Source organism: Flavobacterium sp. SM2513 (assembly GCF_050908145.1).
GTDB lineage: Bacteria > Bacteroidota > Bacteroidia > Flavobacteriales > Flavobacteriaceae > Flavobacterium.
Genome location: NZ_CP194228.1, coordinates 637,096 through 660,041, shown reverse-complemented (window position 1 = coordinate 660,041; position 22,946 = coordinate 637,096). Strand labels below are relative to the sequence as shown.

The 22,946-nt window shown below is 33.7% G+C and carries 23 protein-coding genes and 1 tRNA gene; 15 read left to right on the top strand and 9 right to left on the bottom strand.

The window, feature by feature from the left end; translation table 11 throughout:
• The first annotated feature begins 3 nt into the window (after positions 1–3).
• The 3 genes from ACQ5J2_RS02565 (at position 4) to ACQ5J2_RS02555 (ending at position 3,359) form a co-directional block, all read left to right on the top strand.
• Positions 4–294, top strand: coding sequence for a hypothetical protein (locus ACQ5J2_RS02565; protein ID WP_432672125.1), 291 nt, complete (start codon positions 4–6; stop codon positions 292–294).
• Positions 272–724 carry a hypothetical protein gene (locus tag ACQ5J2_RS02560; protein WP_432672124.1) on the top strand — a complete coding sequence of 151 codons (453 nt, stop codon included), beginning with the start codon at positions 272–274 and terminating at the stop codon, positions 722–724. The genes ACQ5J2_RS02565 and ACQ5J2_RS02560 overlap by 23 nt, the downstream gene beginning before the upstream one ends.
• Positions 725–848: 124 nt before the next feature.
• A complete protein-coding gene (locus tag ACQ5J2_RS02555) occupies positions 849–3,359 on the top strand; it encodes a DUF4268 domain-containing protein (protein WP_432672123.1) in 2,511 nt (836 codons plus the stop codon).
• Between the two features lie 102 nt (positions 3,360–3,461).
• On the opposite strand, the gene ACQ5J2_RS02550 is transcribed toward ACQ5J2_RS02555, so the two are convergent.
• Both ACQ5J2_RS02550 and ACQ5J2_RS02545 read right to left on the bottom strand, forming a co-directional pair.
• A tRNA-Ala gene (locus tag ACQ5J2_RS02550) sits at positions 3,462–3,535 on the bottom strand.
• A gap of 123 nt (positions 3,536–3,658) precedes the next feature.
• Positions 3,659–6,940 (bottom strand): collagen-binding domain-containing protein, encoded by a 3,282-nt coding sequence (locus ACQ5J2_RS02545; RefSeq protein ID WP_432672122.1) that lies wholly within the window; start codon positions 6,938–6,940, stop codon positions 3,659–3,661.
• 261 nt (positions 6,941–7,201) lie between these two features.
• Between ACQ5J2_RS02545 and ACQ5J2_RS02540 the strand changes: the two genes are divergently transcribed.
• Together ACQ5J2_RS02540 and ACQ5J2_RS02535 are read left to right on the top strand one after the other, a co-directional pair.
• Positions 7,202–7,969, top strand: coding sequence for an enoyl-CoA hydratase/isomerase family protein (locus ACQ5J2_RS02540; protein WP_432672121.1), 768 nt, complete (start codon positions 7,202–7,204; stop codon positions 7,967–7,969).
• 113 nt (positions 7,970–8,082) lie between these two features.
• The gene (locus ACQ5J2_RS02535; RefSeq protein ID WP_432672120.1) at positions 8,083–8,715 is read left to right on the top strand and encodes a 4'-phosphopantetheinyl transferase family protein; all 633 of its coding nucleotides are present in this window, start codon (positions 8,083–8,085) and stop codon (positions 8,713–8,715) included.
• Here ACQ5J2_RS02535 and ACQ5J2_RS02530 read toward each other — a convergent pair whose 3' ends face one another.
• The 3 genes from ACQ5J2_RS02530 to ACQ5J2_RS02520 form a co-directional block, all read right to left on the bottom strand.
• On the bottom strand, positions 8,716–9,099 hold the full coding sequence (locus ACQ5J2_RS02530; protein ID WP_432672119.1) for a group III truncated hemoglobin: 384 nt from the start codon (positions 9,097–9,099) through the stop codon (positions 8,716–8,718).
• A complete protein-coding gene (locus ACQ5J2_RS02525) occupies positions 9,099–9,386 on the bottom strand; it encodes a hypothetical protein (protein WP_432672118.1) in 288 nt (95 codons plus the stop codon). The genes ACQ5J2_RS02530 and ACQ5J2_RS02525 overlap by 1 nt, the downstream gene beginning before the upstream one ends.
• Before the next feature lie 69 nt (positions 9,387–9,455).
• On the bottom strand, positions 9,456–10,058 hold the full coding sequence (locus ACQ5J2_RS02520; RefSeq protein WP_432672117.1) for a Crp/Fnr family transcriptional regulator: 603 nt from the start codon (positions 10,056–10,058) through the stop codon (positions 9,456–9,458).
• An 84-nt stretch (positions 10,059–10,142) separates the two neighbouring features.
• On the opposite strand from ACQ5J2_RS02520, the gene ACQ5J2_RS02515 reads away from it, so the two are divergent.
• The 5 genes from ACQ5J2_RS02515 to ACQ5J2_RS02495 all read left to right on the top strand — a co-directional run bounded on the left by ACQ5J2_RS02515 (position 10,143) and on the right by ACQ5J2_RS02495 (position 14,942).
• Positions 10,143–10,883: a geranylgeranylglyceryl/heptaprenylglyceryl phosphate synthase gene (locus tag ACQ5J2_RS02515; RefSeq protein WP_432673342.1), complete on the top strand. Its 741-nt coding sequence runs from the start codon at positions 10,143–10,145 to the stop codon at positions 10,881–10,883.
• Positions 10,876–11,514 carry a nicotinamide riboside transporter PnuC gene (pnuC, locus tag ACQ5J2_RS02510; RefSeq protein ID WP_432672116.1) on the top strand — a complete coding sequence of 213 codons (639 nt, stop codon included), beginning with the start codon at positions 10,876–10,878 and terminating at the stop codon, positions 11,512–11,514. Before ACQ5J2_RS02515 ends, pnuC begins: the two co-directional genes overlap by 8 nt.
• Positions 11,507–11,908 carry an alternative ribosome rescue aminoacyl-tRNA hydrolase ArfB gene (gene arfB, locus ACQ5J2_RS02505; RefSeq protein WP_432672115.1) on the top strand — a complete coding sequence of 134 codons (402 nt, stop codon included), beginning with the start codon at positions 11,507–11,509 and terminating at the stop codon, positions 11,906–11,908. The genes pnuC and arfB overlap by 8 nt, the downstream gene beginning before the upstream one ends.
• A 71-nt stretch (positions 11,909–11,979) precedes the next feature.
• Positions 11,980–12,213, top strand: a complete 234-nt coding sequence (locus ACQ5J2_RS02500) for a hypothetical protein (RefSeq protein WP_432672114.1) — start codon at positions 11,980–11,982, stop codon at positions 12,211–12,213.
• 521 nt (positions 12,214–12,734) lie between these two features.
• Positions 12,735–14,942, top strand: coding sequence for a TonB-dependent receptor (locus ACQ5J2_RS02495; protein WP_432672113.1), 2,208 nt, complete (start codon positions 12,735–12,737; stop codon positions 14,940–14,942).
• A 43-nt stretch (positions 14,943–14,985) separates the two neighbouring features.
• Here the strand turns inward: ACQ5J2_RS02495 and ACQ5J2_RS02490 are convergent, their stop codons facing one another.
• Positions 14,986–15,420 (bottom strand): hypothetical protein, encoded by a 435-nt coding sequence (locus ACQ5J2_RS02490; protein WP_432672112.1) that lies wholly within the window; start codon positions 15,418–15,420, stop codon positions 14,986–14,988.
• A gap of 163 nt (positions 15,421–15,583) precedes the next feature.
• Between ACQ5J2_RS02490 and greA the strand changes: the two genes are divergently transcribed.
• Positions 15,584–16,060 (top strand): transcription elongation factor GreA, encoded by a 477-nt coding sequence (gene greA, locus ACQ5J2_RS02485; RefSeq protein ID WP_432672111.1) that lies wholly within the window; start codon positions 15,584–15,586, stop codon positions 16,058–16,060.
• A 19-nt stretch (positions 16,061–16,079) separates the two neighbouring features.
• Complete coding sequence (locus ACQ5J2_RS02480) at positions 16,080–16,469, top strand: HIT family protein (RefSeq protein WP_432672110.1); 390 nt, start codon at positions 16,080–16,082, stop codon at positions 16,467–16,469.
• A gap of 48 nt (positions 16,470–16,517) precedes the next feature.
• On the opposite strand, the gene ACQ5J2_RS02475 is transcribed toward ACQ5J2_RS02480, so the two are convergent.
• Entirely contained in the window at positions 16,518–17,666 is a 1,149-nt protein-coding gene (locus ACQ5J2_RS02475; protein ID WP_432672109.1) for a sensor histidine kinase, read from the bottom strand.
• A gap of 404 nt (positions 17,667–18,070) precedes the next feature.
• Here ACQ5J2_RS02475 and ACQ5J2_RS02470 point away from each other — a divergent pair, with 404 nt between their 5' ends.
• The 3 genes from ACQ5J2_RS02470 (at position 18,071) to aat (ending at position 20,148) form a co-directional block, all read left to right on the top strand.
• Positions 18,071–18,949 carry a flavin reductase family protein gene (locus ACQ5J2_RS02470; RefSeq protein ID WP_432672108.1) on the top strand — a complete coding sequence of 293 codons (879 nt, stop codon included), beginning with the start codon at positions 18,071–18,073 and terminating at the stop codon, positions 18,947–18,949.
• Positions 18,950–18,986: 37 nt separating this feature from the next.
• Positions 18,987–19,364, top strand: coding sequence for a DUF3127 domain-containing protein (locus ACQ5J2_RS02465; protein WP_432672107.1), 378 nt, complete (start codon positions 18,987–18,989; stop codon positions 19,362–19,364).
• Between the two features lie 148 nt (positions 19,365–19,512).
• Positions 19,513–20,148 (top strand): leucyl/phenylalanyl-tRNA--protein transferase, encoded by a 636-nt coding sequence (aat, locus tag ACQ5J2_RS02460; RefSeq protein ID WP_432672106.1) that lies wholly within the window; start codon positions 19,513–19,515, stop codon positions 20,146–20,148.
• Between the two features lie 1,065 nt (positions 20,149–21,213).
• Here the strand turns inward: aat and ACQ5J2_RS02455 are convergent.
• Both ACQ5J2_RS02455 and tsf read right to left on the bottom strand, forming a co-directional pair.
• Positions 21,214–21,771 carry a DNA-3-methyladenine glycosylase I gene (locus ACQ5J2_RS02455; protein ID WP_432672105.1) on the bottom strand — a complete coding sequence of 186 codons (558 nt, stop codon included), beginning with the start codon at positions 21,769–21,771 and terminating at the stop codon, positions 21,214–21,216.
• 174 nt (positions 21,772–21,945) lie between these two features.
• Positions 21,946–22,908 carry a translation elongation factor Ts gene (gene tsf / locus ACQ5J2_RS02450; protein WP_432672104.1) on the bottom strand — a complete coding sequence of 321 codons (963 nt, stop codon included), beginning with the start codon at positions 22,906–22,908 and terminating at the stop codon, positions 21,946–21,948.
• Positions 22,909–22,946: the final 38 nt, after the last annotated feature.

Below are 22,946 nucleotides of genomic sequence, written 5' to 3'. Positions count from 1 at the left end.
TTTATGGCAATACCAAAAAACATCACAACTGAGCACCTCTTAAAAGCTATTGAACGAATTGATAAAGAAATTGTTTTTAATCCAAGGCGAAAAGAAAGAGTTTGGGCTTTGAGATATAACAAAAATATTTATCCTTGTAAGTTAGTTATATCCTATGCAAACGTTTATCCTAACAAAGAGGAACTGGATTCTAGCCCAAAAACTTTTACGACTTATATGGCACAACGATATTTACGAAGTAAAGGATTTAATGACATTATAAATTTAAAAAATGAAAAAAATATTCATACTTAAAGGAGGTGATGATACTGGAAAAACCACCAAAATTAATCACATTATTGACTGGATTTTAACTAATTATACAATTTTAAATTCTGTGGTTAAACCAATTAACCAAATTGATAGATATGGTATAATTCAAATTAACAAACTCACTATTGGTTTTAATACGGCTGGAGATAACGAAACAGAAGTCAAAAAAATCGATAATCTGAATGGTTTATTAAATAATTATAATGAATTAGACATAATAATTTGTGCTTGTAGAACAAAAGGAAAAGGAAGACAGTATATAATCAATAATTACAATTACTCTAATGGTTGGTTGCAAAAGTTCATTAATATTGAAAAGTTTCCGAAAGCTGATGTAGTAAAACAAAGCACAAGAGATATAAGAAAAATAGAGGAACTTAAAACGTGGTTAGTTGGTTTAGAGAAATTATAATAAAAACGTCTGTAATAAAAAAGTATTCTACAATCTCTTTTGGCAAAATCAATCCTGCAAAAACTTATTTATGCTTTCAAAAGTAGAACTTTATTCATAAATAATGGTCAACAAATAACGCAATATGAAAGCAAACGAATTACCAATAATTACCTTCTTACAAGCTGTTAATGTTCAGTTTGTAATTCCAGTGTACCAACGAAATTACGATTGGAAAAATGTGGAATGCAAAGAATTACTAAACGATATTATTTCCGTTGAAACAGAGAACAGAGGAACACATTTTATTGGTAGTATTGTATTTGTTCACGAAGGCACGTATAGCACCAGCGAAGTAAAAGAATTGGTTATTATAGATGGTCAGCAGCGTTTAACAACCATCAATATTTTGTATGTGGCATTATATCGTTTTGCTAAAGAGAACAGCAAAACACAGGATGCAGAAAGGTTATATAATATGTTTTTGACCAATCAATATGTTCAAAACGAATCTAGCAAATTAAAACTAAAACAAACAGATACAAATTCATTGGCATTTAAAGCGATAATGCTCGGAACACAAAATGAATTTGTAACATTCTCGAATGTTATTGAGAACTACAACTATTTTAGAAGCTGCATCAACGAAGATAATTTCGATCTAATTCTACGAGGTTTAAATCGGTTAATATTTGTAGAAATCTCATTAGAAAGAGATAAGGACGATCCACAGCGTATTTTTGAGAGTTTAAATTCAACAGGCTTAGATTTATCCCAATCCGATTTGATTCGTAATTTCATTTTAATGGACTTACCTCCAAAAGACCAAAATAGGATTTTTGAAACCATCTGGAATCCAATTGAAGAAAACGCAAAAGACATAGTAAAACAAAACTCGTTAGTTTCAGAGTTCATAAGAGATTACCTGACACTTCGCAATAAGAAAATACCAAATAAAAACAAAGTATATGCTGAGTTTAAAAGTCTGTATTCAAACAAAAAAGAATATGCTTATCATCAGGAATTAGAAAATATAAAATCCTTATCCGTTCACTATAAAAAACTAGTAAATCCTTCAGTAGTTGCAGATGCAAACATCAGGAAAGAATTAGAATACATCAATCGTCTAGAAATAAATGTAGCCTACCCTTTTTTATTACAAGTATTCGAAGATGCAGAAAATGGTTTATTAAGCAAAGAGGATTTAATAAAAGTATTAAAACTGATACAAAGCTACTCTTGGAGAAGGTTTGTTGTAGGTTTACCAACCAATGCCTTAAATAAAATATTTATGAGCCTGTATGGCGAGGTAGATACGGAGGAATATTATGACTCTATTGCTAAAGTCTTGCTCAAAAAGAAAGGTAGTGCCAAATTCCCTACCAATGAAGATTTAAAAACAGCATTAAAAGATAAGGATTTGTACAATACCCAACCTAAAAACAGAAACTATCTGTTTGAAATGCTGGAGAACTACAACAACCGTGAATATGTCAATACCAACAATGAAAATATTACGATAGAACACATTTTTCCACGAAACCCAAATGAAGTTTGGAGTATAGATTTATCATCGGAAGAGTATTTTTTATTCAAGGAAAAACATTTAAATACGATTGGTAATCTTACACTTTCAGGAAATAATGGGGCGCTAAGTAACAAATCATTTTTAGCCAAAAAGGAAATGAATAATGAGGGTAACGAACAAGGCTATAACTATAGCAGATTATGGTTAAACTCTTATTTAAAATCATTGGACAGTTGGAACATTGCCAATTACGAAGAACGTTTAAAAATCATTTACGATAGATTTTTAAAAATATGGGAATACCCTGATGTGGTAATTATAGATAGTGATGATGCATCAGAAGAACAAAACATATTTGATGCTGAAAGTCCAAGAAGTAAAAAATTAGAGTATTTCATTTTTGAAAATACAAAAATCGAAGAAGATACAGTTTCTCAAATGTATTTATATGTGATTAGAAATCTGTATGAAAAGAACTCGCAATTACTGGTAAACAATCAGGATGTTTTCAAAATCACCAGAAACTCTTCTGATTTTAGATCACCACAAGAAGCAACAAATGGTTGGTTTGTTGAAGCTAATATGGATAGTAACAATAAGTTTAGTAGTTTAAAAAGACTACTTACTTTATTTGAAATGGAAGACGAATTGTCAATCAAATATGCATCCGGAACAGAAAACGAATCAGAGCCAAATCGATTTAATGTTAGAAAAAAATATTGGCAACAATTATTACCATTAATAACGGACACTATCCTATTTTCTAATGTAAATCCTTCAAAAGATCATTGGCTATCTACTGGAGCAGGTACCGCAGGCGTTTCTTATACGTTTGTAATTACTAAATCGTATGCCAGAATTGAATTATCCATTCTTACTTCGAGCAAGGAAACAAACAAAATCTACTTCAAAAAATTACATAAAAATAAAGAAGCAATAGAACAATCCTTTGGCAGTGCATTAGTTTGGGAAGAACTTCCAGAAAACAAAATGTGTAGAATAAAAATAGAAGAACAAGGACTTAATTTATTCAATGAATCCGATTGGGATACAATGAATAACTTTTTAGTAACTAATCTTCCAAAGTTTGAAAGAGCGTTACAATCTTTTATTAAGAATTTGAGGTAGCTAAAAAATTATGAAATTTAATTTTGTGGACTAATGGTGGGCTAAATAATAAATAAAAAAGACTTAATAAGCTGATTAGCATCAATTAAGTCTTTTTAAAAGTGGAGAAGATGGGGCTCGAACCCACGACCTCTTGACTGCCAGTCAAGCACTCTAGCCAACTGAGCTACATCCCCAATTCGAAAGCAAATATAGTTTATTTGCAGTAGTAAAAAAATCCTTTCTAAAATTTGTTTCAAAAACAAAAAACCAGCAAATTCAATTTGCTGGTTTAATTTTTATACTCAAAAGAGAATTATTTATTTGAAGAATATTTTTGAGGTACCGTAGTTTACTTTATCACTTTTGATACTGAAAAACATCACTCCAGATGGAACGTTAAAGTTGAAATCCAATTCATTTCTACCTTCTGTTAGTTTTACTTGAGAAGAGTAAATTGCTTTTCCAGAAACATCATAAAGCGTTGCAGTCGCAGTTGTATTCGTGTCGCTATACAACATGCAGTTTACATCTCCTCTTGATGGATTTGGGTAAACCATAAACTCATTTTGCATCGTGTACAACAATTGTTCGTATCCATCGGGTGCTTTGTTAGTGAATTTCACGTCTTCAATAGTCAAATCTAAATCTTGAGTTTTAGCCTCAACTGGTAAAAATGTAAAAGTCAACATCGTTAAATCATCTGCATTGATAGTCTGGTTCGATTTTGTTGATTTAAAGAATTTAAACGGAACGTAATACGTTTGTTCTTCACTTCCAACGTTAATCATTGCTTTGTATTGGTGTTTCCAATTTTCAACAGACGATTTTATCAAGCCTAACTCCAATAATCCACTTCCTTTTGCTTTGAAAGAAACAAATTGGTATTCATTATAATCTGCTGGAATTTGTCCTGGTAATAGTGATTTGTACAAAGTAGCATAATCATCTTCACTATGAACTTTTAAATGTACATTTCTGTTAACTGCCAATTCACCTTCTTCGTAAACACGGTCTAAATTATTTGAAACCGTATATTTATTAATCAAAGTGTAAGTAGTGTCAAAGTCCAATCCCCAGTTTCCGTCAGCACTATAAAACGCATCTTGGATTGCTCCTTCAACATTAATCAATCCGTCAAATTCATAAGCATCATCTACATTTAAACGAATCGTTTGAGTCAATTCAGATTTCAAAGGATTGTATCTCATAGTAAAACCATTAGTTTCACTGTAATTTTGGTCCATTGAGATTTCAATACTTTGTTCCTCTTTTATACTTTTTAATTTTAAAACTAAATCTGTTCCTTCTCTTGTTACTTTTGAAGCGTACGTTTTTGGCATTTTTTGAATTTCAGTTTGTTGAACTGGAATCGAAGCCACTAAGTTATTCAAAACATCATTCACTAATTTTGTAGTTTGTTCTGGCAATGTTGACCAAACTTGGAAATTATAAACATCTTTAGCAGCCGTATATTCTTGCACTAACCAATTTGTTTGCAATGTGTAGAATGAGTCACCGTAATTTTTTCCTACAGCAAATGAAATTGCGTATTCTGTAACACCATTTCTTTGTTTAATAGCTTGCATTAAGAAATTATAACCTCCAACTTGAACTGTTTTTACATTCAAAATTTCAGCACCGCGAAGACGGTCACAAGACGCTTTTGTATGGTTGTACACTTTATCTTTAGTACGAACTCCTAAAACTACTGCTTTAGTTGAACCGCCAACTGAAAAGTCAACACTTAAAACTTCTTGAGCAATGGTATAATCTAAAATGTCTGTTGGAGAAGTGATATCAGCTACATCGCCACTTTGCAATTCTGTTGGAAACATTTCGGTCATCGTTAAATCACCACTTCCACCTCTTGCCATATTGATTGACGCGGTTAGCTTCGCTTTATTGTAGCGAGTTGCTTCACTTTTTACGAATTCTGTAGGAACACTGTTCATCTTACGAGTTACGTATTGTTTTGAAAGTAAATCTCCCAAACTCTCGCTTTCAAGTCCGCCACCGTTTCCAGTATTTACATCTCCTGATGCAATTGTCACGGGAATAATAGTTGAAGAAATACATCCATTTGCATTCGTTCCCGTTACAGTCACTTCATAATATCCTGCTTGAGTAAAAGTAAAACTTACAGTTCCCTGATTTGAAAACAGTCCTGAACCACCATTACTAATTGCCCATGAATAACTTGTAAAGTCTAAACTGTTAGTCAACACAAATTGCTTTGTAATTGAACCTGTTCCTTGACTTAATGTCGATTGACTTACGGTTGCTGTAGTGCTTCCAAAGACAACAACTTGCGTTGTTTTGAAATCAGAACCGTATGTGTTTGTTGTAGTTAATTTTACAGTATAAGTTCCTGCAGAAGTATATACTTTAGTAGGATTCATTAGCGTACTTGTTGTACCATCACCAAAATTCCATGCATAAGAAAGAGGGTCAGCTGGCTGAACTGTAGTTCCTGTATTTGAAGTATTTGTGAATTCAAAAGAATTTGTATTTAAACATTGACTTCCATTATTCACATTAAAATTAGAAGTGGGAGGAACGCCTACTACTGGAGGAGTTGCACAACCTGTTACTGACGGTGAAAATAACGCATAATGCACTTCTCCACCAGAATGACTAAAACTATTTGCAATAACTTGTCCTTCAATATTAGATTGATTGCCTGAACCTTTAAAAATATCTGCAAAAGGAGCGAAAATTGTTCCTTCAACAGCTGCTCCATTGGTAATGTTCAGTTGAGTTGTATTGTGAAAATTATACATAATATATGGACAATCTTGGAAACCAATTCCCGCTTGATTCCAAACTTCCCAATTTAAAGTTCCTGCTGCATTTACATTTATAACTAAAACTTTTGAAGCGCTTGGAGGCGAATTAAAAGTAATTTCTTTTACATTATATAAATCAGAAGCAGTTACATTCCAGTAATTTATGCCGTTTTGTAAATTTATTTTTACTTGACTTGGTAAATTTGTAGTTGGTATCGGTTGTCCGTTTGGATTAGTCAGCTGTATGTTTTGTGTACATTGAGCAATGCTTAACGAAGTAGCTTTCATAGTTTGAAAGGCAGCGTTAAAATCTATTAAATTAGATTGAAAAACGGGATTATTCGTAACACTTACTCCTAAACTTGGTGCATTACTGTTCAATTCAATTCTTGGAGAAGAGTTGTAATTTGAAGAAGGAGTGATTCTAATTGGTGGTGTAGCATTGTTAGGGTCTGCATACCAAACTGTTGAGCCAGTTGAATTTCCTATTTTTACGTATCCATTTGATAAAACTTGTAAGGAGTTTCCGCTTTTATACCAAACTTTTCCGTTTACCAAAAGTCCAATTTTTGTTCCACCCACCATAAATGTTCCTGGACTGTGAGCCGCTACTTGGTAGTTTCCTTTAATATACAAATCACCACCCACAGCGATAGGACCTTCCGTTTCATTAGTAGTTAATGTAGTGTTTTCGAGTGTAAAAACATTGAAGTTTTTTGCAGGAAACGTTGGACTTTGCGCAAACATAAATGCTCCAACAAAAGTCATCATAACCGTGCTTAGTAATCGTTTTTTGAGTAATGTAAGTATCATAAATAAAAATTTTAGATAATAAATCAGTTTAATTCCAATTCTACCTCAAAAATTAAATTTCAAAAAAAATAATTATTTGGAAATCAGTAAAAGTGGACTACAAAGTTACGACGATACATTAGTTTTTCTCGTGCGATATACTTTACACGGCTGTAGATATTTATCTACAAAATCTAGTGATGCCAATGAAATCTAGATTTTTATACGATTTTAGTACTGTAAATACAGGTATTTTTATAAATTTACTTTAAAATTAAATCTATGGAAACTACAAGACCAAATGGTTCTTTATATACCAATATCGAAAATAAAATTGCAACAATTGAGTTTGGACACCCCGCTAGTAATTCGTTTCCAAGTGAATTATTACAAAGATTGACGGACGAACTGAATAAATTGTCTCAAAATGCAGCCGTTTCAGTAATCATATTAAAAAGCCAAGGCGAAAAAGCATTTTGTGCTGGAGCTTCATTCGACGAGTTATTAGCAATAGACGATTTGGAAAAAGGAGAAAAGTTTTTTGCTGGTTTTGCCAATGTAATCAATGCGATGCGAAAATGTTCCAAACTTATTATTGGACGAATCCAAGGAAAAGCCGTTGGTGGAGGAGTTGGTTTAGCTGCTGCTTGTGATTATGCTTTTGCTACAGAAGCAGCGTCAATTAAACTTTCAGAATTGACAATTGGCATTGGGCCTTTCGTAATTGCACCAGCTGTAGAACGAAAAATGGGAACTGCCGCCTTAGCCGAATTGACAATCGCAGGTCACGAATGGCAAAATGCGTATTGGGCAAAAGAACGAGGTTTATATGCAAAAGTCTACGGAACAAGTGCAGAAATGGACAAAGAAATTGATTTCTTAGCTTTAAAATTAGCAGGCTATAACCCCGAAGCATTGACAGACATGAAAACGGTTCTGTGGGAAAACACTTCAGATTGGGATTCCTTATTATACGAAAGAGCGGCTATTTCAGGTAAATTAGTTTTGTCTGATTTCACTAAAAATGCTTTGTTACAATTTAAAAAATAATTATTTTCAGGAGCTAATCCGGCTGTCCACTGTATCTTTTTTTGGAATTTTCGCTACGCAAAATTCCAAAAAAAGGATGCCGTTCCCATCCGGGCTAAAAATTTACGTAAACCATGCCATTATATAAAAAGTTCAATATCAACAACACATCTCAAGTCCTCATTTGGAAAATAACCGAATCCTTTGAAGATTTGTTTGACGAAGTGATGATGAAAGATATTAGTTTAATTCGTTTAAACAACATGAAATCCTTGTCGCACCAAAAAGGCTTTCTTTCCATTCGAAAATTGCTGCAAGAAATAGGTTATACCGACGAAGATTTATTTTACGACGAAACCGGTAAACCTAATTTATTAGACGGTAAACACATTTCCATAACGCATTCGTTCGAATTTTCGGCAATAATTGTCAGTGAAATAATTGCAGGAATTGACTTAGAAATGCAACGTGAAAAGATAATCACGATTGCAGAGAAATTTATGGATACTGAATTTGATTTCCTTCCGAAACAAAAAGAACAAGACTTTATTCAAAAAAGTACCGTGATTTGGGGTGTAAAAGAAGCGATTTTTAAAATAGAAAACGAAGTAGGAATCAGTTTTAAAGACCATATTTCTGTTTTTCCTTTCGAAATGTCCGACGGCAAAACAAGTGCCATTCTTACTTTTGAAAATCAAGTAAAAGAATATGCAATACAATTTGAAATTGTTGAAAATTACATTGTAGTGGTAGCTTTTGAGAAATAATTAACCCCTACTATTAAACATATTCATAAACAACATCGTGCTCATTTTTCGAGCACGACGTTTTAAAATATCGGCGTTTTCACCTTCAAAAAGTTCATCAATTGTTGCAAACCAATGGTTAAGCCAAATTCCAAATTCATGGGATGAAATAACTCCATTAAATTTTCGGTCGAACTCAATATGAGTTTCAATGGGGTTTCCAGTAAAATTTCTTGTTCCAAAAAGATTCATTTCCCAGAAATCAGTTAATTTCTCTAGATGTTCGTCCCAATCTTTAATTGTGTCATTAAAAAAATGACCAATTTCGGCATCTTTCCTAATTTTTGCATAAAAAGAATGTACGAGTAAAGTAACGTCTTCTCGGGTTTGAATGTTTTTTCTCATTACAGAATTAAAGTATTCACAATGATAAAGAAAACACTTGAAATAACGCTAGTGATTAGCAAATTAAAAACTGTCTTGGGTGTTAGTTGTGCTAAAATAGCGGTATTTACACTCATACAAATAATTACAATTATCGCTAATTGAATCATTTGGATTGGATTTGTTCCATTTGAAAGTATGTACATTGCTGCAATTGAACCCATACAACTTTGACCAATTACGGCTAAAGTAGAAAATGCAATGTAACTGTGTTTAAAATTCTCGAGTGATTTTTGATAGAGTTCCATGATGTTTAATTTTTACAGTACAAATTTACAACCAAGGACCAATGTCAATTTATGACTTGAATCATAAAGCTAAATTTTCCGATATACTTTTCGGTTAATAATTTTTAACATCCGTTTTTTCTCCAGAGATTTAATAGCACGAATCACCGTTTCCACCCGAAGACCGGTTAAATCACCAATTTGTTGTCTCGTAAAATCGACTAAATAACCGTTTTCATGTTGACTTAAATCAAAGTGATTTATGGCATAATCAATCAATTGCAATACGCGATGTTCCGGGTCTTCAGAAGCAATTTCGGCAGCCATTGTCGCTTTATAATGCAGTCTTTGAGCAAGGTTTTCAATAATAGAAATTGCTTCCACGGGGTATTCTAAAAGAAATTTTTTAAACAAATCTTTCGTAATCGCTAAAATCATCGAATCTTCTGTAGCAATCGCATTGGCAGGATACAAACGATTGACAAATAATGGAGGTTCTCCAAAACTTTCTCCCGGTTTGAAAAAACCTTGAATAAATTCCTTGCCTTCTTCGTTGTAATTATTCATTTTCACTTCGCCCGAAATGATTTGGAAGTAATAATGGGCATTGGTATTGACTTCAAAAATCACATCCGACTTTGCATAGCGTTTTTCGACCGCTCCGTATTGTTCTAAAAGTTCCTTTTGTATCATCTCTTTTTATTTTTTAATACTTACAAAGATAAATCTTTTAAAATTTGAATTTTGATTCAAAAAAAACCTTTAGTTTTGCTTGAAATGAATGTGAAAAACTCCAAAATTTATTCGGAAATCCTAAATGCTTTTCAAAGCAAAAAGCGATTGTTGGCTGTTTTATTAGATCCAGACAAAATTGATTTTAGTGAAATTAAGCAATTAGTTGAAAAGATAAATCAATCTCCAGCGACTCATATTTTGATTGGCGGAAGTCTCGTTTTTTCAGATTTTATTAAAAAAATAATTTCAGAGATTAAAACTTTTACAAATTTACCTATCGTACTTTTTCCAGGTCATCCTTCGCAAATCGCTGAAAATGCAGATGGAATTTTGTTTTTGAGTTTGCTTTCCGGACGAAATCCCGATTATTTAATTGAACACCAAGTAAAATCGGCTCCTTTACTGAAAAAATCGAATTTGCAAGTTATACCAACGGCTTATTTATTGATTGAAAGTGGTGGAATTACAGCTGTTGAAAGAGTCAGTAAAACCATTCCTATTTTGCGAACGAATATTGATGAAGCAGTTGCCACAGCTCAAGCGGGTGAATTGATGGGAAATAAGTTGATTTATCTCGAAGCGGGAAGTGGTGCTTTGCAAGCGGTTTCGCAGGAAATGATTGAAAAAGTGACAGCATCTGTAGAAATCCCTGTCATTGTAGGTGGTGGAATTCGTACGAAAGAAGGAATAGAAACAGCGTATAATTCAGGTGCAACAATGGTGGTAATTGGAACAGCTTTTGAAAATGATTCAAAATTTTTTAATCACCTTTTAAATGATTGATTTTTTTTTAGAACCCTATAATAGTAAGTCTTCGCTGGATATTTTTATAGAAATTATTGTCTTTTTCTTCGGAATTATCAGTGTGATTTATGCAAAAAAAGAAAATATTTTAGTGTTTCCAACGGGTTTAATCGCAACAATTTTATCGACTTATTTACTTTACAAAGCAGGCTATTTCGCCGACATGACCATTAATGCTTATTTCTCGATAATGAGTATTTACGGCTGGATTATTTGGTCGAAAACTGAAAACGATAGTGCTGTTTATAAAATTAGCCGAACGAATACCAAAGAAAAAATTATTGGGACCTTGTTGTTCTTTGTGACGATTTTTGTGATGTATGGTGTTTATCAACTTTTCGGACAACCAATTTTAGAAGAAAATTATATTGATATGTTTACTTCGGGACTGTTTTTCACAGGAATGTGGTTTATGGCAATCAAAAAAATCGAAAACTGGACACTTTGGATCATTGCCGATTTGATTTCTATTCCATTATACGGTTATCGCGGTTTGGGAATTTTGTCGTTACAATTTCTTATTTTTACAGTTCTTGCCGTAATGGCGTATATTGAATGGAACAAAATTATAAAAAACAACGAGCAAAACTTGGCGCAAAATAATGGATAAAGAACAAATTTTATCAGAACTCAACTTTAAAGCCGTGCGAAGTAGTGGAGCTGGAGGTCAGAATGTGAACAAAGTTTCCTCAAAAGTCGTGTTGAATTTTGACGTTGAAAACTCTAAAGGGTTGTCAGAAGAGGAAAAAGCACTCGTATTTTCCAAACTTTCCACGCGGTTGACGAAAGAAAATATCCTAATTTTAAATTGTGACGAAGATCGAAGTCAGTTTAAAAACAAAGCGATTGTGACGAAGCGTTTCTTAGATTTAATTACACAAAGTTTGCAAATCGAAAAAATCAGAAAAGCTACCAAAGTTCCTAAATCAGTAATTCGAAAACGATTGAAGGATAAGAAAAGTATTTCTGAAACAAAAAAGAATAGGAAAAGACCTGATTTTTAGACGAATGTTCTGATTTATAATTAGCTTGATTAATTTTTTTATTACTTTTATACTTCCATAAAAACATCAATATGGACACGAATCAACTACAAAACGAAAAACTGAACATCATCAATTGGGTTACAGAAATTCAGGATGCTTCAATTGTGGAGAAAATAAAGGTAATTATGGGTTCAGAAAATAAGCCGTATAAGCTTTCACTTCAACAAGAACAAATACTTGAAGACCGATTAATGGAAGATAAAAATAATTTTATTCCAGCTCGAGATGTATTGAACCAATTGAAAAAAAAATATGACCTATAAACTTGTTATCCTCCCGCAGGCTCAAAGAGAAATTGAAAAATTTTTTGAGTTTTATGGTTAGATTTCATCTTCAGTTCTGTTTAATTTTTACGAGCAATTAGAAAATGTTTATAGTAGTCTTGAGATAAATCCTTTTACCAAGGTATAAGCATTTGAGAGCTATTCCTTTTAAAACCTTTCCGTATTTAATATTCTTTGACGTAGATAAAGACGATAGTGTGATTTATATTTATTCAGTATTTTATACTTCTCAAAATCCAGATAAATACCCAAAGTTGTAAATAAGATTTCATTTTTTTCAAAACTCTTCACTAGCTTTATAAATAACTTTATACTACTTTTGTCGCGTCTCAAAGGGGTGCTGTAATGGCTGAGATTATACCCATGGAACCTAGAACAGGTAATGCTGTTTAGGGAAAAGATGAAAAGCTAAAGTGCACATTAGTTTTTTGTCGAGAAAATCCAATACCATTTTATTAACAATTGAATAATTACCCCTTTTATTCGTAACTATTTTACGAATGAAAACTTTATTATTTGCAGGTTTACACAAACCTTTTTCAAAAAAGCGACTGTTTCTCTACAGTTTCTCGCTACTTTCCTTTTACAATTATGCACAAAATGTGCCTCAAGATTCGACGAAAGTCAATGAATTAGATGAGGTCATGGTCAAAGCCGTTCGGGCAAATGACAAAACGCCGATGCCTTTTAGTAACCTTTCTAAAGAAGAATTACGTGAAAGAAATCTCGGCCAAGACATTCCTATGTTGCTTAACTTTTTACCTTCGGTGGTTACCACTTCTGATGCGGGAAATGGCTTCGGCTACACCGGAATTCGTGTTCGTGGTAGCGATGCAAGTCGCGTGAATGTTACAGTAAATGGAATTCCGTACAATGATTCTGAAAGTCAAGGAACCTTTTGGGTCAATATGCCTGACTTTGTTTCTTCTGTTGAAAATGTACAATTGCAACGCGGTGTAGGTACTTCTACCAATGGAGCCGGTGCTTTTGGTGCAAGTTTGAATTTGTTGACCGATGCTGTAAATCAGGAATCTTCGGGAGAAATTTCTAATTCTTTTGGAAGTTTTAATTCCAGAAAACACACAGTGAAATTTGGAACAGGATTGATGAACAATCATTTTGAATTGGCTGGAAGAGTTTCTAATATCAAATCAGACGGTTTTATTGAACGTGCAGCATCAGATTTGAAATCGTACTTTTTACACGGAAGTTATTTGAATAACAATACGTTGATTAAAGCACTTGTTTTTGGTGGAACAGAAAAAACCTATCAATCTTGGAACGGAATTGAAGACTTGGATAAACTTGAAAACGACAGAACCTACAATACTTCTGGAGAATATTACGATGATTCGGGTAATCTGAAATTTTACGATAACGAAACGGATAATTACAAACAAGACCATTACCAGTTACATTGGAACCAACGATGGAGTGACGCTTGGAGTACTAATTTCGCTTTACATTACACAAAAGGAGAAGGATTTTACGAGAATTATAAGCAAGGAGAAGATGTTCTTGATTACGGAATTCAACCCCAAGTAATCAATGGAGCTTTAGTCGATGAATCTGATTTAGTCAGAAGAAAATGGCTAGATAATGATTTCTACGGAACTACTTTTTCATTGAATTACAAGAAAGACAAAGTAGATTTTATCGCGGGTGGAGGCTACAACCGTTATGAAGGTCGTCATTTTGGAAATGTTTTATGGACGAGAAGCGTGGTTTTACCTGAAAATAATCTTGAGTTTTACAATGATTTCTCTACCAAAAATGATTTGAATGTTTTTGCCAAATTAAATTATGCATTAAGTTCAAAATGGAATCTATTTGGAGACTTACAATTCCGAAATGTAAGTTATACGGCAAACGGAGACGAAACAGGCTTGGTAGACGATACTTTTGATTTTTTCAATCCAAAAGCCGGAGTGACTTTTACGGTTAATGAGAAAAACAACCTGTACTTTTCGTATGCTCGAGCCAATCGTGAACCTAACCGAACAGATTATGAAGGCGGAAGTCCCAAACCAGAAAAGATGAATGACTTTGAGTTGGGCTGGCGTTATAATTCGGCGAAAGCTAAAATTACTATTAACGGATATTGGATGAAATACCAAGACCAGCTGGTTTTAACGGGTGGTCTAAACGATGTTGGTTCACCAATACGTGAAAATAGTGGGAAAAGTTATCGATTAGGAATTGAACTGGATGCTGCTTTGTATCTTTCTGACAAATGGATTTTACGTCCAAATGCAACCATTAGTTCCAATAAAAATCAGGACTTTGTATTTGAAAGAGACGGTGTTTTGCAGAATTTAGGAAATACAGATATTGCTTTTTCTCCCAATTTGATTGCAGCAAATGCTCTAACATTTTTGCCAGTTAAAAATATGCAGCTTACTTTGCTAAGTAAATTTGTGGGCGAACAATACATGGGAAACATTGACGCTAAAGGTTCAAAACTGGAGAGTTACGCGGTGAATGATTTGAGTGTTTCGTATGAATTTAAACCAAAATCAATTTTTAAATCAATTATAGTTACGGGATTAGTAAATAATATTTTTGACTATAAGTACGAAAGTAACGGCTATTTCTACACGTTTGATGATGATTACTCCAATCCTGGAAGTATACAAACCATTGAAGGTGCAGGTTATTATCCGCAAGCTGGAATTAACTTTCTAATGGGATTGACCCTACTATTTTAAAGTAAATTAAAAACCCTGATTTGAAAAAGTCAGGGTTTGTTTTTTAATTAGAAACACGAATTAGATTTTTACCCAAAATATCCACACGATAGGGTTTCATCGTATATTCGCCTTCCCCATTAATCCCAACGCCATTAAACAAACTGTATTCGAAGCCGTCACACGGACACTTTGCATTAACGCCAGTAATTACCATTTGAGAGCATGAACTTACGTATTGATTGGGGCAATTCGCTTCCCAAGCACGATAATCTGTATCTGACATTTTCATTACAATAATTCCATTTGCTCCAGAAGTACCGTCAAAAATTAAAATAGGATTTATAGCCGAAAGTAAACCGCTATACAAAGGCAAGTTTGCGTTAATAGTTAGCGAAAAACCGTAATTTGGAATATAAGGATTTTTGTACTTAACATTGTCAGACGAACAGCCTAAGATTAGGACAATAAGAGATAGTAAAGCAAGGATTTTTTTCATGTCAAAAATTTTCTGATTTATAGAGCGAAACAAATTTAAATTAATTAACTTTGGTTTATATATGATTTAGCATATAAAAGCAACACTAAAATAAAAAAAGTATCTTTGTGAAAAGAAATCCCGTTCCGATGGGATTTTTTCTATTTATATAAACGATGAAATTATGAGTAACGTATCTTATTACACTGCGGAAGGTTTAAAAAAATTAAAAGAGGAATTGGAGCATTTAAAAAGTGTGATGCGTCCAAAAGCATCTGCAGATATTGCAGAAGCTAGAGATAAAGGAGATTTATCGGAGAATGCTGAATATGATGCTGCGAAAGAAGCCCAAGGAATGTTGGAAATGCGAATTGCCAAAATGGAAGAAACCTATTCTAATGCGCGACTAATTGATGAATCACAATTGGACACTTCTAAAGTATTGGTTTTGTCGAAAGTAAAAATCAAAAACCAAGCGAACGGTATGGAAATGAACTATACTTTAGTTGCCGAAAGTGAAGCGGATTTAAAAACAGGTAAAATCTCTGTAACTTCTCCGATTGGAAAAGGTTTGCTGGGAAAATCTGTTGGACAAACGGCAGAAATCACGGTTCCAAACGGAACTTTAACTTTTGAAATTTTAGAAATTTCACGCGACTAATCTATAAAAACAAGCAAACATGAGTTCAATCTTTAGCAAAATTATCAACGGCGAAATTCCTGCTTATAAGATAGCAGAAGACGATAAGTTTTTAGCGTTTCTAGATGTAAACCCAAATGCGAAAGGACATACTTTATGCATTCCAAAACAAGAAATCAACAAGATTTTTGATATGGAAGAAGACTTGTATCTGGAATTAATGCAGTTTTCTCGAAAAATTGCGATTGCTTTAGAAAAAGCTGTTGATTGCAAACGAGTGGGTATGGCAGTCGTTGGACTTGAAGTGCCGCATGTTCACGTACACTTGATTCCTTTAAATGAAATGGATGAAATGCGCTTTTCCAACAAAGTAAAATTAGAAAAAGAAGAGTTTGAAAGTATAGTTAAAAAGGTACAGGATTATTTATAATTCTGAAAGTGCTGGTATTGTAAAAGAGAAACGAAAGTTTCTCTTTTTTTATGTGATTTTAAAAGTCATTTGAATACAAGTGCCTTTACCTATTTCAGAACGCAGGACTTTTATTTTCCCGTCGTGGTATTCCTCAACAATCCTCTTAGTTAAGGAAAGTCCCAAACCCCAGCCTCTTTTCTTGGTAGTAAAACCTGGTTCAAAAACCCGATTAAAATCGTTCTTCGGAATTCCTTTTCCCGTATCAGATACACATATTTTAATGTATTTATTATCATCTATTACCGCAACGGTCAGGTCACCTTTGCCTTTCATCGCATCAATGGCGTTTTTTACTAAATTTTCTATAGTCCAACTGTGCAAACCCGGATTCAAACTCATCAACACAGGATATTCTGGGCCAGTGAAAGAAAAGTTAACTTGCTTTGAAAAGCGTGCTTTTAAATAATGCATCGAATCTTCGGTTTCTTTTACGATATTTATTCGCTCCAAGATGGGTTCCGAACCAATTTTTGAAAACCTATCCGTAATCGTTTGCAATCGCTCTATGTCTTTTTCAATTTCAGCAACCGTCGTTTCATCCACATTATCCGCTTTCATAATTTCCACCCAACCTATTAAGGAAGATAATGGAGTGCCTATTTGATGTGCCGTTTCCTTTGCCATTCCTGCCCAAAGCTTGTTTTGTGTACCAATTTTAGTACTTCTATAAAAATTATAAACGATGAAACCGAATAAGACAATAATTAAAACCAATGCTAAAGGATAATACTTTAGTTTGGTCAATAAGGACGAATTACCGTAATATAAATATTGCGAAGTTTCTGCACCTTGAATAATGATGGCGTCATTTTCTTTTTTAAATCGGTTTAATAAAAACTGCAATTGTTGTGGGTCTTCTTCAATTTTCGGGTCAATATTTCTAGTGTTAGAGATTTTTCCATCCTTCTCTGTGACGATAAAAGGAATGGTTTCATTGCTGTTCATAACTTGCAGCGGCAAGTTAATTTCATCAGTCGTTGGGTCAGAGTTATTGATGGTTTTTACACTCTCGGCTAATATTTCCATTTTCTGACGTTCTTCAGATTTGAAGACCTGAAAAAAATCGTAAGTGTTCCACAATATTAGAGAAACAATGACAAACGAGGCGGCGATAATTACCCATCGCGTTTTATTAGTTTGTGCTGAAAACTGCATTTTAATTTTTTTTTTAAAAGTAGTAAAAATAAATTCGACAAAATAACAACCTCTTCAATTAACGTAATTTTCACTTGGGCGTGCCCCTCCCGAAAAGGTCGGGTCAGGCTGTACGTTCCCGCTTTTTTTTGTTCCGATGAAAAATCGGAACAAAAAAAGAGCTCCTCTTCCATCCTTCACGCAAAAAAAGTCCTAAAGCGGCAATGCAATGTGAAACTACGAAACGTTCGGACACGAACCCACTATTCTGAAACAAATAGGGAAACCTAAATAACCCTGACGTGGGTGACTATCCTTTTATTTTATTTAAAATAAAAGATAGTGCCCAACGGCAGGAAAATGGATTCCAAATAAGCCGAAAGATTCGTTCCAAAAAATTATATTTGTAAAAAAATTGTTTGATTATGATAAGTATTGAACCACATGAAATTTCGGGTGCACAATTGCAAGGTTATTTGCAGAGTTCCGTAGGGCCTCGACCAATTGCTTTAGCAAGTACAGTAGATGCAGATGGAAATCCAAATTTGTCTCCCTTTAGTTTCTTCAACGTATTTAGTTCGAATCCTCCAATTTTAATTTTTTCTCCTGCGAGAAGAGTTCGAAACAATACCGTAAAACATACATTATTAAATGTAGAGGCAACACGCGAAGTAGTAATAAGTGTTGTGAATTATAACATCGTACAACAAGTTTCTCTTTCTAGTACAGAATATGGGGATGGTGTAAATGAATTTAAAAAAGCAGGTTTAACCATGTTGGAATCTGATTTAGTAAAACCATTTCGTGTAAAAGAATCTCCGGTTCAGTTTGAGTGCAAAGTCAATGAAATTATTAGTTTAGGAACTGAAGGTGGTGCTGGAAATTTAGTGATTTGCGAAGTAATAAAACTGCATATCAGCGAAGATGTTTTAGATAAAAATGGAGCGATTGACCAATATAAAATTGATTTAGTGTCAAGAATGGGTGGTAACTGGTATTCCCGTGCCAATAAAGGATTGTTTGAGGTACCAAAACCATTGTCTACTTTAGGTATTGGCGTGGATGCTATTCCAGATTTCATTAAGAAAAGTCCTGTGTTTTCAGGGAATGATTTAGGGATGTTAGGAAACGTAGAATCTTTGCCTACGAAAGAAGAAATTAATATCTTTGTAGCAGATAATTTTGAAGTAAAAGCGGTTTTGAGTTCAGACGATGAAGAAAACGTGCATGCTAAAGCAAAAGAATATCTGGACAATGACCAAGTGCAAAATGCTTGGAAATTATTATTAGCAAAAAGAGTATAAACAGGTTCGCTAAAGGCAACCACAATAAATAAAGGATATGGAAGTTACAGGAAGAGTGAAAATGATTGAACAAACTAAAGAAGTAGGTTCATCAGGATTTAGAAAAAGAGATGTGGTAGTGACTACAGATGAGCAATATCCACAGCATATTTCAGTACAATTTGTACAAGATAAATGCGATTTATTAGATGCTTACAAAGTAGGTGACAACGTAAAAGTTGACATCAATTTAAGAGGAAGAGAATGGACAAACCCACAAGGAGAAACGGTTTATTTCAACACGATTCAAGGTTGGAGAATTGGCAAAGTACAATCTGATGCTCCAGCAGCGGGAGCTCCACCAGTGCCAGCTGCTCAAGCATTTGAGCCATCCGCTACTTTTAAAGAAGAAGACCACGACGATTTGCCTTTCTAGGAAGAGCTTAGAGTAAAGTGTATAGAATAAAGACGCTAGTGTGAACATATAACTGAAGTTAGATGTTTAGATTAGCGTTTTTCTTTGTCTTATTGCTGTATTTTTTTCTGTTATCTTTATTTTAACATCTGTTTTCTGTATTCTCCTTATGTATTTTTTATTAAAAGAACTCTTCTTTCCCGACGTTTCCGAAGCCGATAAACATGGAATTCTCGCCGTAGGCGGAGATTTATCTCCAGAGCGATTAATGCTAGCCTACCGAAGCGGAATCTTCCCATGGTTTGATAGCGACGAACCCATTTTATGGTGGTCACCAAAAGAGCGAATGGTTTTATTTCCCGATGAATTGAAAGTTTCCAAAAGTATGCGAAGTATTTTGCTAAAAGAACTATTCAAAGTTACTTTCAATAAAGATTTCCATGCCGTAATTTCAAGTTGCAGCCAAATCAGTAGAAACGGTCAGGAAGGCACTTGGATAACCAATGAAATGATTGAAGCTTATGTGAAATTACATGAACTCGGTTATGCAAAATCAGTGGAAGTTTGGCAAGACGACGAGCTAGTGGGTGGGTTATACGGCATCGATTTAGGAAGTGTATTCTGTGGCGAAAGCATGTTTTCTAAAGTTTCTAATGCCTCGAAAGTGGCTTTTATTACTTTGGTTGAAAACCTAAAAATACGTCAGTATAAATTAGTTGATTGCCAAGTTTACAACGACCACTTAGAAAGTTTAGGGGCTAGAGAAATTGAGAGGGAAGAATTTATGGAAATTCTTAATGTGTAATTGGTGTGAATTTATTGTTTACATTTGATTTTGTCAAGCCGCATTTATTTCAGCTTGTTCTTTTTAAAATAAACATGAATTTCAATCATTAATTTTAATTTCACAAAGCGATGAAACACATTTTAACAATCATTTTATGCTTAGCATTTACTATAGGTTTTGCTTAAGACAAAGGAATTAATTTAGTTAATAATAAATCAAGTGACACCACTTTTCTTAAAGAGAACCGCCGAATTAAAGTAAAAACTACTGATGGGAAAAGTATTGCAGGAAAATTTACAATAATTAATGATTCTGAGATAAATATTAAAGGCAAGATAATAGAGATTGACTCTATTGTATCCATAAGAAAAGCCTCTACAGTTTCAACTATTTTACGTACAGCTTCAATTGCTGTTGGTGGTACTTTTATTTTGATTGGTTTGGGAGGATTAGTTGCCGGTCCTTATGGATATTTAGCTGCGGCAGTATTTACACCACCTGGTTTAGTACTTTTCATTTTCCCTTTTACGGCAAACAAACACCCAATTAAAAAATGGACTTACGAAATTGTAAGTGAGTGATTCTTTACTACCGTCTAATTTTTGCTGATTTTACAGTAAAATACCATTACGAACCCAAAAAATAGCATTACGAACGAACGTTGAATTATTACGAATGGGCATCCTACCATTTCGAATGGCCTTTGTATCATTACGAGGTAGCCATGAAGTATTACGAAGTAACTTTGAAGTATTTCGAATGGGCTTTGAACTGTTACGAATGAGTTTTGAAGTGTTTCGAATGGGTTTTGAACCATTACGAATGAGTTTTGAAGTGAATTTTGGTATGATTTAGTACTAATTTATTGTAATTAAGTAGATTTTGATTGCAACTGCATTTTTCGTTCTATAATTGAAATGGATTATTTCAATTCTGTAAAGCTTCTTAGTATTAAAAAAGCTTTCGCCAAGAAAACATAAATAACATAAGAAATCATATACATTTTACGGGATTAGTATTTATAGAACGTTCTAATTAACGCTATTTTAAATCGCTTTTTTTAAGTGCTAAAAGGTTTTCAATTTAGTTCTGTTTCGTCCAGCAATTCGCCACATGGTCGTTTACCATTCCCGTAGCTTGCATTTGTGCGTAAACCACGGTTGAACCTACGAACTTAAACCCGCGTTTCTTTAAATCTTTACTAATAACATCCGAAAGTGGAGTAGTAGCCGGTACTTCTTGAAGTGATTTTCTATTGTTGTCAATAGGTGTTCCGTCTACAAAACCCCAAATGTATTTTGAAAAACTGCCAAACTCCTCCTGCACTGTCATAAACGCTTGTGCATTAGAAACCGCCGAACGAATTTTTAGTTTGTTTCTAATAATTCCCGAGTCCAGTAACAATTCTTGGATTTTCTCTTCAGAATAATTGGCTATGTTCTTGTAATCAAAATTGTCAAAAGCACTTTGAAAACCTTCTCTCTTTTTCAAAATCGTGTGCCAACTCAGTCCCGCCTGAAACGTTTCTAAAACCAAGAATTCAAACAATTTTGCATCGTCATAAACCGGAATACCCCATTCTTCATCGTGGTATTTTCTATACAAATCATCTTTTTCGCACCATGCACAACGTGTTTTCATAGGTTAAGTTTTAGCTTATGAAGTTAAGTAAAAGCAAGCGATTAGTAAAGGTAAAATTGTTTTAACTTCAACTAATTATTTCGACGCTGAAGCAAATTCTAGTATGACAATCATTCAAAAAAAAATCCCGATTCATTGAATCGGGATTTAATAATATATAAAACTATGTTTAGATTAACCTAAAGCAACACGTTTGAAACCTGTAACTTCAACTTTGAATCCATTTACATAATCAGCCACTTTTTTACTGTCATCTTTGATGAAGTTTTGGTCTAATAATGCTTTTTCTTGGTCTAAAGTAGTGTTGTCAGAGATGAAACGCTCTAGTTTACCTGGAATAATTTTGTCCCAAATTTGTTCTGGTTTACCTTCGGCTTTCAATTCTGCTCTAGCATCTTCTTCAGCTTGTTTTAAAACTTCGTCAGATAATTGGTGACGAGAGATATATTTTGGTACGTTTTTCAATGTTTTTCCTAAACGCAAAGCTTCTTCATTTTCTTTTTCGATGATAGCGATACGTGCATCTGTTTCAGAAGCAACGAAAGCAGCGTCAAAATCTTTGTAAGATAAAGTAGTAGCTCCCATAGAAGCAACTTGCATAGAAACATCTTTAGTCAATACATCAGCATTGTCAATTGCAGCAGAAATTGCAGTTAAAGCAGCAATTTTGTTTACGTGAACATAAGACCCAACGTAAGCACCTTCTAAAATTTCAAAACCACCGATTTCAATTTTTTCACCGATAACACCTGTTTGCTCAATTAATTTTTCAGCAACAGTCATTCCGTTAAAATCAGAAGCTAAGAAATCTTCTTTAGAAGAAAAGTTAATTGCTTTTTCAACTAATTCTTTAGCTAAAGTTACAAATGAGTCATTTTTACCTACGAAATCAGTTTCGCAGTTCAAAGTGATAATTGCTCCTCTAGTATGGTCAGCATTGATGAAAGAAACAGCAGCTCCTTCAGTTGACTCACGGTCAGAACGGTTTTCAGCAACTTTTTGTCCTTTTTTTCTCAAGTTTTGGATTGCTTCGTCAAAATTTCCATCAGCTTCAACTAAAGCTTTTTTACAATCCATCATTCCAGCACCTGTAGCTTGTCTTAATTTATTTACGTCTGCAGCAGTAATTGTTGCCATAATTTTTATTTTTTAAAATTTAAAATTTAAAAATTCCA